The organism is Bradyrhizobium sp. LB11.1, from assembly GCF_040549385.1.
Classification (GTDB): Bacteria; Pseudomonadota; Alphaproteobacteria; order Rhizobiales; family Xanthobacteraceae; genus Bradyrhizobium.
Map to the genome: position 1 here is coordinate 19,268 of NZ_JBEPTH010000018.1, position 11,467 is coordinate 30,734.

Consider the following 11,467-nt stretch of genomic DNA (forward strand, 5'->3'; position numbering starts at 1 on the left):
CAATAGTACTCTTCTACGAGGCCGCGGCTGAGACGAGAGCATCCGCCCCGACATCCTTTACGCGACTGTTGTTGGGATCATAAAATGGACGCAGTGAAGCGCGTGCGGGTATGCGCACGCCGGCGACCTCGACTTCGAAGTTTCCGGTCTGGAGAAAGGTTGCATCGATCCTGCCGTTTGAGTTATCGATGAATCCCAATCCCAAGCAGGTGCCGACTGTATGTCCGAACATGCCGGACGTGATACGGCCAACGAGCCGGCCGTCGTGCCATATCGGCTCGTTGTGGTAGATCAACACGTTCGGATCGTTCAGCGCGAGGTGGATCATTTTTCGCCGGGGCCCTGCGTCCCTCTGGCGTAGCAGTGCATCTCGTCCGATGAAGCCTTGCGGCTTCGACCACGCCACCGCAAAGCCGAGACCTGATTCCAATGGGGTGTCCTCGTCCGTGACGTCGTGCCCCCAATGACGGTATCCCTTCTCCATTCGCAGAGAATTCATGGCATGATAGCCAGCCAGACGCATATCTGATGCCGCGCCTTCTTCGACGAGGCAATCATAGACCCCCTGCACGAACTCTGTAGGGATGTACAATTCCCATCCGAGTTCGCCGACATAGGTAATGCGGCTTGCCCTGACTTTGGCGTAGCCGAGGTCAATGACTTGGGAGGTTGCGAAGGGAAATGCTGAGTTGGAGAGGTCCGCATCCGTAAGCTTGCTCAGGAGATCCCTGGATTTCGGACCCATGACGCCCAGCACCGCGTAGGCGGAGCTTACGTCGATCGCGATTGCTCGGGATCTTTCGGGAATGTGACGGCTCAACCATGCAAAGTCCCTGACTTGCGTCGCCGCCGCCGTCACGATGAGGAATCGCTTCAAACCTTGGCGCGTGACGGTAAGATCCGCTTCAATACCGCCTCGTTCATTGAGCCATTGCGTATAGACGATGCGGCCGACCGGCACCGAAACGTTGTTGGAACATATCATGTTCAGAATGGATTCGGCGTCGTCCCCTTCAAGGATAAATTTCGCGAAGGACGATTGATCGAACAATCCAACACTTTCCCTTACTGCCCGATGTTCTGCGGCGGAGTGTTCGAACCAATTCTGACGACCGTAACTATATTCGTATTTTGCCTCTCGCCCCTTCGGCGCGAACCAGTTCGGCCGTTCCCAGCCCGCGACCTCTCCAAAACAAGCTCCTTGCGCAAGCAAGCGATCGTGGAGGGCCGAGCGGCGAACTCCTCTTGCCGTATCGGGCTGTCGGAACGGCCAATGCATGGCGTACAAGAGACCGAGAGCTTCGACGGTGCGGTCCTTTAAGTATCGTCGATTCGACTGGAACGGCATGACGCGCCGCACATCAACGTCCCAAAGGTCCATCGGCGGATGACCGTCGACAATCCAGTCGGCCAGAACTTTACCTGCTCCACCCGCGGACCGGATACCGATCGAGTTGAAGCCGGCCGCCACGAATAGATTCCGCACTTCCGGCGTCTCGCCCAGCATGTAGCGGTCGTCGGGCGTGAAGCTTTCGGGACCGTTGAAAAACAACTGGATCCCGGTTTTTGCCAGTATTGGCACACGACGAATTGCCCCTTCGAGCAATGGCTCAATATGCTCAAGGTCATCTGGCAGAGTGTCGAACTCAAAGCTCTCGGGGATTCCTTGCATACCCCACGGCTTTGCGATCGGCTCGAACCAACCGACCAGCAGCTTGCCGGCCTCTTCCTTGAAGTAAGTACAGGCATCGCCGTCACGCAGTACGGGAAGATGCTTTCTGATTTCAGGCACCGGCTCAGTCACGATGTAGAAGTGCTCGGCCGCGTGAAGAGGGACAGTCGTGCCGGCTTTTGCGCCAAGCTCCCTCGCCCACATGCCAGCACAATTGACGACGAATTCAGCTGTTATTTCAGCGTCCTTTGTTCGCACGCCCGTGGCACGGCCATTTTCGATGAGAATGTCGGTAACCGCGATATTTTCAAGTATCTTCGCCCCACGACCCCTCGCTCCCCTTGCTAGAGCTTGCGTCGTATCCACCGGGTTTGTCTGCCCGTCTTTCGGAAGGTGCACCGCGCCAACGAGGTCCTCGGTCGCCATCAAAGGCCAAAGATCACCCGCCTCCTTTGCAGACATGACGTTGACTTCCAACCCGAAACATCGGGCCATCGAGGCTCCACGCCGGAGCTCTTCAAAACGCTCATGGTTGTTCGCGATTGCGAGCGATCCAATCTGTCGGTATCCGGCATTTTGACCCGTTTCGCGCTCGAGCTCAGAGTAAAGCTCTGTCGTGTATTGAGCTAATCGTGTGAGATTGTGAGTTGCACCAAGCTGCCCAACGAGACCCGCAGCGTGCCAAGTGGTGCCGGACGTAAGCTGCTTTCGTTCGAGCAAAACAACGTCCCTCCAACCGCGAAGGGTCAGATGGTAGGCCAGACTGCAGCCCATGATTCCGCCGCCAATGATGATGACTTGAGCCGACTTGGGAAGTTCCGTCACACCCGATCTCCGATCCAACGGTGAAATTCTGGCAGATTTTTTCACCTATGTGAACGAATTTTTTCACAACGGAGGTGTTTTTTTTTAAAATTGTGCCAGCTATAAAGAATCGAGCGCTCTGGGCAACCGAGCGCGGCTAGGTTGCGAGAGGTTGGCTTCTGATGTGGTCCCGGTGCACTCCGTCGATCATCGAGAGGACTTTCGTGCTGGCGTTATTTTGAAGGTCGAAGGAGTCGATGGGTATTAGGTCGATACGCGCGGCTGACGAATGGGCGGCCACAGAGGCGGGATCCAGCATGGACCCTGAAGCCGCCGTGGGCGGGCAGATCCGTGAATTGCGCAAAATCAAGAAGTTGACCTTGACCCAGCTTGCCCAGGCAGCAGGAATCTCGATCGGCTATTTGAGTCAAATTGAGCGAAATCAATCCAAGCTGCCGATCGGAGTTTTGAAGAAGCTCAGCGACGTTCTCGGCGTCCATATGAATTGGTTCTTCAATGGCAACTTGCAGGCTGCCTCCGATGAAAGGGACGTCATCGTTCGTAAAGCGCATCGCCGACGCCTGACATTTACCGGGCTAGGCATCGCTGAAGAGCTTCTGTCTCCCAATCTCGCCGGTCCTCTCGAACTCCTTCTGAGCACAATCGAACCAGGCGCTGATAGCGGCGAGTACAGCCATGATGGCAATGAAGCGGGCATTCTGATTGCAGGTCGATTGGACTTATGGGTTGACGGAAAGCGCTTTCAGCTTGAGGAGGGTGATAGCTTTTCGTTCAGCAGCACCTCGCAACACCGCTGCGCAAATCCAGGAAAGGTGCCCGCAAAGGTGGTTTGGGTGATTACTCCGCCGCATTACTAGTGAGTATCTTTCACTCGATTGGGCAGCGAAATCGGTCAATCCATCTCGAGGTCGATCCTCGCGGCCTTGACTGAAGTCGTGATGAAGCGGCGCACCTCCTGAACACGACGGGTCTCGTGCGTGTCGGAATGCGAAGTCAGCCAGTAGCTTCGCACGAATCGCACTTTGGGGAGCAGGCGCTGTAGTTCGGGATAATTTCGGGCCGCGTAATCATGCAAAATGCCGATTCCGTGGCCGCTTCGCACGGCCTCTATCTGGGCAACGACGCTGCCGCATTCGTAGCGACGCGACATCAGGCGGCCAAGAGCCGAGGCATAGTCCAGCGCCCGGCTGTATACGAAGTCCTCCACGTGCGTGACGAATAGTCGTCCCGCCAGATCAGATTGACTTTTGATTTCGCCTTCACGCGACAAATAGCTCTGCGCCGCATAGACGCTCAACGTATAGTCAGTCAATTTTGAAACGATTAGCCGTCCTTGCTTCGGCTCGTCCAGGGTGATTGCAATATCCGCCTCGCGCCGCGACAATGAAAACGTGCGGGGAAGCGGAACGAGCTGAATGACAAGACCAGGGTGTCTGGCAGCTAGCGCTCCGAGCCGGCTAGCCAAAAAATAGTTGCCCAGTCCGTCCGGCGCCCCGACGCGCACGGTGCCAGTAATCGCTTCGGTAGCACCGCCAATGCTTGCGCCGACTTTGAGAAGCTCACTCTCGGCGCGTTCTGCAGCCGCAACCAGGGCCTCACCTGCCAGTGTGAGCGTGCAACCTGAGACGTGGCGCTCGAGCAGCTTGGCGTTGAGACCTTTCTCCAACGCGGTAAGTTGACGGGCGACCGTCGCATGGTTGAGCCGCAACCGCTTTGACGCCTTCAGGATCTGCCCAGCACGCGCGACTTCCAGGAATATCCGAACCCGTTCCCAATCCATTGACTACACTTTCTGCACAACGGAGCCGCGAACACGGCAATTGATGTGCAGGTTCATGCGCTTCATATCGGTCGGGATCAACCATCCCACTACCCCCATTTCGATCACGCTGGATCACGCTCAGTACCGCTGAAACGTCAATGAAATAGCCGCTTTTTGTGCATTGCGTACAGGGGGCGACTATGGCAAATTGGGGGCGGTTAGAGGGGTTGAAAACGGCTTTCCGATCCCAGCAAACGATCCCCGTTTCTCCTCGACCGATCCCAGTTGCGGGACCAGGAGGAACGCCATGCCAAGCCTGACCGACACAGCAATCCGACATGCGCTAAAGCGCGTCGAGATGAGCCAGAAGCAAGAAAACCTCGCCGACGGCGAAGGGCGCGGCACCGGTCGTCTCGTCCTGGTCCTCAAGCCCATGCCGAAGCGCGTCACGGCCGACTGGATGGCGCAGCAGTGGCGCGACGGGAAGCGTACCAAGAAGAAGCTCGGCGCCTACCCGTCAATGTCGCTCGCGCAGGCGCGAGAAATCTTCAAGCGCGACTTCGCTGACGTGATCCAGAAGGGCCGAAGCATCAAAATTGCGAGCGACACGCGGCCTGGCACTGTGGCCGATCTTTTCGAGGGCTATGTCGCTTCGTTGAAGGCTGCGGACAAACCCTCCTGGAAAGAAAGCGAAAAGGGCCTGAACAAGATTGCGGACACGCTCGGGCGCAACCGCCTCGCCCGCGATATCGAGTCAGAGGAAATCATCGAACTGATCCGACCGATCTACGAACGGGGAGCCAAGTCGATGGCCGATCATGTGCGGTGCTATATCCACGCCGCCTTTAGCTGGGGCATGAAGTCAGACAACGACTATCGGCAGCAATCCGCCCGGCGCTTCCGCATCCCCTTCAATCCGGCGACCGGCATTCCGACCGAACCGAAGGTCAAGGGCACGCGCTGGCTCGATGAGGACGAGTTCGTCCAGCTCTATCGGTGGCTGGAGTACCCCGACACGCCTGTCCATCCGCCGTATACCCGTGCAGTCCGAATCCTCATGCTGACCGGCCAGCGAGTCGCGGAGATCGCGAGCCTCCACATCGACCAATGGGACGCTAAGGAGAAGATCATCGACTGGTCCACGACCAAAAATGACCAGCCCCATGCCGTGCCGGTGCCAGATTTGGCCGCAGAGCTGATCTCATCCGTCAATGTCAACGAATACGGCTGGTTCTTCCCTTCGGCCAAGGATCCGTCGAAGCCCGTCAGCCACGGCACGCTTTATTCGTTCATGTGGCGTCAGCGCGACCGCGGCGTGATCCCCTATGTGACGAACCGCGATCTACGCCGGACCTTCAAGACCTTGGCGGGAAAGGCTGGCATCCCGAAGGAGATTCGTGACCGATTGCAGAACCATGCCCTTCAGGACGTCAGCTCGAAGCACTACGACCGCTGGAACTACGTGGCCGAGAAACGCGCCGGCATGGCGAAATGGGACAAGTTCGTCCGCGCTATGCTCGCCAAGAAGCGCGTGAAGATGGCCGCATGAGTTCTACACCATCCAAGCCCACTCGCCGCGTTAAGACTGGTAAGCCGACCGTCGAAATCGACGCGCAGAGCTACTCTGCCTTTGTCGGCGATCTTAAACAGAAAATCGCAGCGGCACGGCACCGGGCCGGCCTTTCGGTCAATCGGGAGCTCGTCGTCCTGTACTGGACCATTGGTCGGGACATTCTCGGCCGACAGGAGCGAGAGGGTTGGGGCGCCAAGGTCATCGATCGGTTGGCGGAGGATCTCGGCCGAGCCTTCCCCGAGATGACCGGACTCTCGGCCCGAAACCTGAAATATATGCGCGCCTTCGCTGAGGCCTGGCCCGACAGCGAATTTGTGCAACAGGTTGTTGCACTATTGCCTTGGGGCCATAACGTCCGCCTTCTTGACGCCGTCAAAGCGTCCGAGGAACGCACCTGGTACGCTCGGCAAGCGATCGAGCACGGCTGGAGCCGTAACGTCCTCGCCAACCAGATCGACAGCAATCTTTTCGCTCGTCAAGGCAGTGCGCTGACCAACTTCTCGCGAACCCTTCCGGCCGAGCAATCCGAGCTCGCTCAGCAAATCCTCAAGGACCCCTATACGTTCGACTTCCTCTCGCTTGGCCCCGAAATACTGGAGCGCGATCTCGAACGTGGTCTCATCGCGCATCTGCGCTCGCTCATCCTCGAACTCGGCAAGGGCTTCGCCTTCGTCGGCAGCCAATACCACCTCGAGGTCGGCGACCAAGACTACTATCTCGACCTCCTCTTCTATCACCTACGCCTGCGTTGTTTCGTGGTGATCGAATTGAAGATCGAGGACTTCAAACCGGAATTTGCCGGGAAGATGAACTTCTACCTCTCGGCCGTGGACGATCAATTGCGCCACCCCGATGACAAGCCAACCATCGGCATCATCCTGTGTAAGGGGCGCAACGAGGTCATCGTGGAATATGCGCTCCGGGATTCCAGCAAGCCGATGGGCGTGGCTCAATATCAGCTCTCCCATGCGCTTCCGCCTCAGCTTGCAGGGGACCTTCCGACGGTGGAGGAGTTTGCACGCGAGTTCCCGCTGATGTCAGTGGTGAAGCTTCGCATTGAGATCGAACGAGCGCTCCGCGACCTCGCCGTGGCAAAGGGCGTCGCGGCGAACCGGCCGGTCGGCATCATGAATATGCTACGGGACCTACAACGGCACGGGATCGCACCGGCCAGCACCCAGGAACTGCTCAGGGCCCTGCGGGTCATGAACGAAGCCTCGCACGGGGTCGACGTCGACGCAGACGCTGCAAAGCAGGCCGTTGACATCGGCACAGTCTTCTTGGCCGAGCTTAGGGAGATAGGAGCCGGTGACTGACACGCTGAGCGATCAGGTACCGAACGTAAGAGGCAAGCCCCCAACGCGCAGTGCGTAACTCTTTAGCGAACCTGTCGTACCGACCGCATGACGCTCTCTGCGGTGCTAAGGCTCAAGCCCATATCAAGGCATAGCTTGAAGAACTCCTCCGGCGCGTCGGAAACATCGAGGTGATGCTCCCTTGTCAGATCCCTAGCAAATTTCCCGATTGGCACGACATCGCTCGATGTCACCCATTCTGGATTACCGACCTTTGCCTCGAATTTCGCGATGACGTCATCGGGAAGTTCAGGACCGAACAAGAAATATCTCAGATACGGAATAAAATGAGGGTGCGTGTAAATCTCGGATCCCGTGCACCCGTTGCGCTCGAATAGTCCTTTTCGAGAAGCCTTGACCCGACCAAAATTGTACCGAGGATCACTCCAATAGTTCAGTCTTTGTAACGGCACCGCCTTGCGCTCGCTCAACGAACCCAAGAGCGCCAGAATGGGCTCTTTGTTGGCGTTGTAAGCCGCATGCCCGTCAGCATGATCGTGGTGCGAAACGCGAAGATCGATCCTTTGAAGAAGCTCGGCTTCGCTCTCGCTGAGATCAATATGATATTTCTTCACTTTTCCTCTCTTTTTTGGCGCGTGGCCCATCCTGTGAGGCGTTCCTAGTCCCGCTGGCTTCTCTGGTAGAGTTCGAGGACCCACGGCGAGTGGTGGTGCTCTTGATACACTAGGCTGAGGTGCTTCTTCGGCCGCGTCACACCGACGTAGAACAGCCGCCTTGCTTCGCGAAGCCCTGCCGGGGTGCGGCTGTCGCGTTCGCTCGGGATGTCGCTGGCGTTGACACCATACATGATGACGGCGTCGAACTCCCTGCCCTTGGCGCTATGTAGGGTGCTGAGATTTACGCGTCCCGCTCCTTCGACACGCCCCGCGAAGTGAGCGAGTGAAAGATCGAGATCTCGCGTCGGATCTGTGTTGGTGATCATTTCGTCGCAGATGTGCCATTCTACTTCCGAATTTCGGGCAACGTCGCGCCAAGGCGTGACGATTTCTCGATGAAAGCGCTCCAGCCACGCATGCGTTGTCTCCTGCCTCCCGATCGAGGCATTGAGGAATGTCATAAGCTGCGCGGACAAATCCTGATGCTCGCGTTCGCTGGCATGCCGCCCGAATACGAGCGCAATAGCCTGCGACAGAACCCGCGCATAAGGTGGATCAGCGTCTCTCCATCCCCCGGTCACCCAACGAGCACAATCCTCAATGAAGCGCGCGAGGCGCGAGTTTCTTCTGACGAGGGCGTTGGTGTCTGTTCGGACGAAGGGAATATTGGCTTCTTTCAGCGCATGCGCGACCTTGTCGCCGAGCCACGCCGCTCGATAGAGAACCGCGATTTGCCCGAGCTCAAACCCTTGTTCGATGAGCTTTGGGATGATCGTGACGGCAATGGCTTGGGCCTGCGAGTCATGACCATACGGGACGTGCCAAAAGTTCAGATCCCCTTCGGGGGCCCCGTCGACACCGCGGTAATCGCGCTCTTCGCCAAGCGCGCCCAAAGAAGCGCGAATGATCTTTCCGCCCGACCGATAATTGAAGCGCAGCCTGATGGTCCGCACACCGGCGCGCCGCGTCAGGCTTTCGAGCAGTTCAGGATTGGCACCGGCAAAGGCATAGATCGACTGGTCGGCATCGCCAACGGCGAAAAGCCGGATTCCCCCCTCAAAACACAAGAGCAGAACGAGTTCATGCAATGCGTGGCCGAGATCCTGATATTCGTCCACAAACAGCACTGGGAACCGTGCGCGGAGAGCCTCACGGATCCAGACATGTTCCCTGATCATGCGGTAGGCGAGAAGCGGCATATCGTCGAAATCAAGCAAGCCCTGTCGGCGCAGTTCCACCTCATAGGCCTCGATGAAAGCCGCCAGTTCGGGATTGCGCCCACGCCACTCGGGCCGCGAGCGATCAACATCGCGCTTGCGCTTCTCGGACGCGAACTCCCACCGCCGGTGGGGATCGTCGGTGCCGTTGATGGCGTTCCGGTACGCCACCTCCACGGCAGCTCTCGCTTCCAATCGCGTCGCAAGCCTGAAGTTAGGAGGAAGGCCCGTGGGCACGCAGCGGACATAAGGACCGATCACCTGGCTCAGCGCAAAGCCATGCACCGTCCCGATGAAGGCGCGCTCTCCATGAGTGACGCCGAGGCGGGCAAGACGAGTTTCGAGTTCGATCGCACACTCGTTATTGTAGGTGATACAGGCGACGCCTCGCGGTTCGACCACGTCTTGCGCCAAAACCCGCGCCATAGCCGTCGTCAGGGTTTTGGTCTTCCCACTTCCGGGCCCGGCCAGCACGATACAATGCCCGGTTTCAATGACAGCGGCCGACTGTTCCGGGTTCGCCTGGAGCTCAGCCAGGGCCTGACGAAGCGCGCGATCACTAGACATGCGCAACCAGTCCAACGACCGTGTTGATTGCGCCTTCGATATAAGTAGGTGGCTTGAGACCAACGGCTTTCTTCGAAAGGCGCGCGCCGAGCCTGCCCTTGCCAATATCTGCGATCATTGCAAGCAATTGTGCGGCGTCGACTGCCGTACCAGCTCGCCAAGCAGCGATGCGCCGACTGCGCACGGAGCCGAAGTCCTGCTCACTCAGGATATCGAGCAGCGGGTTCAGCAATGTGGGCGTGTTCGCAATAGAGACCTCGACGGTCTGTTCGTTGAGAAAAATGCTGGATTTTGCAGCGCCCGCGCTGAACGCGGCATGGTCCATTGCTTCCCACGGCGCCAGTTGCGCGGTCGTCAGGAGAGGCTGGCCACGAACCGCAAGCATGTCCTGCCAGAGATCGAGGGTCCGCTTCTTTCCCAGAGGAGGCTTCGTTCCATCGAGAGGGTCCCAGTCGGTGATCACACTGTAAGGAAGCTTCAGTGCTTCAGCGAGCTTCACATAGGGGCGGAAGTTGACCCCGCCGACGTTGCAGACCGAGATCCCGAGCTCGTCCAACGAATGGCCGAGTGATGAGGCGAAGATGGGCAAGAGCGCCTCCTCTGCGTCGCCTTCGATAAAAATGACGCCTCGGGCGAACAGCAACTCGGCGCGTGTCGCATTGAGGTAGGTTTCAAGATCGTCGATCTCGTCCGAAGTTACCGGCAGGTTCGCCAGCGAGAACGCCTGGGTCGAGCCCGCCTGCCTCTTCAACTGCACGATTGATCGCAACGGGGTGACGGCGGCCAAAGTCGGCGAATGGCTGGTGACGATCATGGCCTGCGAGGCGTCGACACTGCCCAGCAGCTTCTTGAAGACAGATCGCTGGAGTTGCGGGTGAAGATGCGCCTCGGGCTCCTCGATGCACAGGAGCGAGAAGTTTCGTTCGTTCTTCTTGCGGCGCCATGAAAATTCCGCGAGCTTCAGAGCGAGCAACGCCACGTTGGCCGATCCCAGACTGGCATCCCCAATGCCACGCTTTCCGTTGTCGATGAACATCGCAATCGCCCTAAACAGGCGCAGCGGGTCGGTTGGCGCAAATCTCAGGCGAGCATCGATGTCATGCGCTTTTCCGGAAAGATGGAGGATGCCCGACCGCAACTCGTCTTCCAGCGTCTTGATCGTCGGAAACGTTTCGAGCGTCTTGGTCGCCTTGTCGAGCTCGGCAGCTACGGCGTCGATGTCCGTGCGGCTGATCCCGGAAACGGCATCCTCGAGCAGAGGGCGCAATGGCGAACTACGCCAGTTCCCCAACTGCCCTTCAGCATCTCGCAAAGCGTCCAGCAATTCGATCGCGATGCGGCGTCGGACCCTACTGGGAAGCGAGCGGGTTTCGTCGCCGCCTCCGAAAACGAAGAACTCACAATCGGCATTGGATTGTGGAGCACCGGTAACCTCGGGCTTCTTGCGGAAGACGTAGCTGAGTTGCGCGATCGTTGGATCATGTGACGCGCGGAAATCAGTCAGAATCGCGGTTAGGGCCATATCCGTCGCGAAATCTGAAAGCTCCAGATGTACCTCGATCGGCGCACTGAAATCAGCCGGCCCTCCATCCCAGAAGTCGGTCAGCTTCAGCTGCCTGGCCGAGTCAGGGAGGGTCGGATCGAGTATGAGCTGGATTGCAAACAGCAGATTGCTTTTTCCGACTCTATTCTGCCCAAGCAACACGACATTGCCAGCTAGCGGAATATCGATAGATTGAAAGTTTCTGAAGTTTCTTATGCTCAACTTGCTTAGACGCATTACACCCCCCAGGATTATATGTCTTTATTAACCCAACATTTCGGTAGACCGCGAGTCTGAGCAACAAGCGAGACTCGACCGACAATAGCGTAACGTAGG

At 57.9% G+C, this 11,467-nt stretch carries 8 protein-coding genes; 3 read left to right on the forward strand and 5 right to left on the reverse strand.

All coding sequences use genetic code 11. From position 1 onward, the window contains the following. Nucleotides 1-13: 13 nt before the first annotated feature. On the reverse strand, nucleotides 14-2,497 hold the full coding sequence (locus ABIA96_RS31905; RefSeq protein ID WP_354140896.1) for a GcvT family protein: 2,484 nt from the start codon (nucleotides 2,495-2,497) through the stop codon (nucleotides 14-16). 296 nt (nucleotides 2,498-2,793) lie between these two features. On the opposite strand from ABIA96_RS31905, the gene ABIA96_RS31910 reads away from it, so the two are divergent. Next, nucleotides 2,794-3,354: a helix-turn-helix domain-containing protein gene (locus tag ABIA96_RS31910; RefSeq protein ID WP_245311067.1), complete on the forward strand. Its 561-nt coding sequence runs from the start codon at nucleotides 2,794-2,796 to the stop codon at nucleotides 3,352-3,354. 35 nt (nucleotides 3,355-3,389) lie between these two features. On the opposite strand, the gene ABIA96_RS31915 is transcribed toward ABIA96_RS31910, so the two are convergent. Continuing rightward, entirely contained in the window at nucleotides 3,390-4,277 is an 888-nt protein-coding gene (locus ABIA96_RS31915) for a LysR family transcriptional regulator (protein WP_057855189.1), read from the reverse strand. 289 nt (nucleotides 4,278-4,566) lie between these two features. Here ABIA96_RS31915 and ABIA96_RS31920 point away from each other — a divergent pair, with 289 nt between their 5' ends. Further along, nucleotides 4,567-5,808 (forward strand): tyrosine-type recombinase/integrase, encoded by a 1,242-nt coding sequence (locus ABIA96_RS31920; protein WP_354140897.1) that lies wholly within the window; start codon nucleotides 4,567-4,569, stop codon nucleotides 5,806-5,808. Further along, the gene (locus ABIA96_RS31925; protein WP_354140898.1) at nucleotides 5,805-7,148 is read left to right on the forward strand and encodes a PDDEXK nuclease domain-containing protein; all 1,344 of its coding nucleotides are present in this window, start codon (nucleotides 5,805-5,807) and stop codon (nucleotides 7,146-7,148) included. Before ABIA96_RS31920 ends, ABIA96_RS31925 begins: the two co-directional genes overlap by 4 nt. A 62-nt stretch (nucleotides 7,149-7,210) precedes the next feature. Here ABIA96_RS31925 and ABIA96_RS31930 read toward each other — a convergent pair whose 3' ends face one another. From ABIA96_RS31930 to ABIA96_RS31940, 3 genes are read right to left on the reverse strand one after another with little or no spacing between them, the layout of a single operon-like run. After that, nucleotides 7,211-7,762: a hypothetical protein gene (locus tag ABIA96_RS31930; protein WP_354140899.1), complete on the reverse strand. Its 552-nt coding sequence runs from the start codon at nucleotides 7,760-7,762 to the stop codon at nucleotides 7,211-7,213. A 44-nt stretch (nucleotides 7,763-7,806) separates the two neighbouring features. Then, nucleotides 7,807-9,588: an ATP-dependent helicase gene (locus ABIA96_RS31935; protein WP_354140900.1), complete on the reverse strand. Its 1,782-nt coding sequence runs from the start codon at nucleotides 9,586-9,588 to the stop codon at nucleotides 7,807-7,809. Beyond that, nucleotides 9,581-11,368 carry an ATP-dependent nuclease gene (locus ABIA96_RS31940; RefSeq protein ID WP_354140901.1) on the reverse strand — a complete coding sequence of 596 codons (1,788 nt, stop codon included), beginning with the start codon at nucleotides 11,366-11,368 and terminating at the stop codon, nucleotides 9,581-9,583. Before ABIA96_RS31940 ends, ABIA96_RS31935 begins: the two co-directional genes overlap by 8 nt. Nucleotides 11,369-11,467 lie beyond the last annotated feature (99 nt).

Coding starts and splice junctions, on each gene's coding strand:
- ABIA96_RS31910 (WP_245311067.1), top strand. CDS start 2,794: ATGGACCCTGAAGCCGCCGTGGGCGGGCAGATCCGTGAATTGCGCAAA.
- ABIA96_RS31915 (WP_057855189.1), bottom strand. CDS start 4,277: ATGGATTGGGAACGGGTTCGGATATTCCTGGAAGTCGCGCGTGCTGGG.
- ABIA96_RS31920 (WP_354140897.1), top strand. CDS start 4,567: ATGCCAAGCCTGACCGACACAGCAATCCGACATGCGCTAAAGCGCGTC.
- ABIA96_RS31925 (WP_354140898.1), top strand. CDS start 5,805: ATGAGTTCTACACCATCCAAGCCCACTCGCCGCGTTAAGACTGGTAAG.
- ABIA96_RS31935 (WP_354140900.1), bottom strand. CDS start 9,588: ATGTCTAGTGATCGCGCGCTTCGTCAGGCCCTGGCTGAGCTCCAGGCG.
- ABIA96_RS31940 (WP_354140901.1), bottom strand. CDS start 11,368: ATGCGTCTAAGCAAGTTGAGCATAAGAAACTTCAGAAACTTTCAATCT.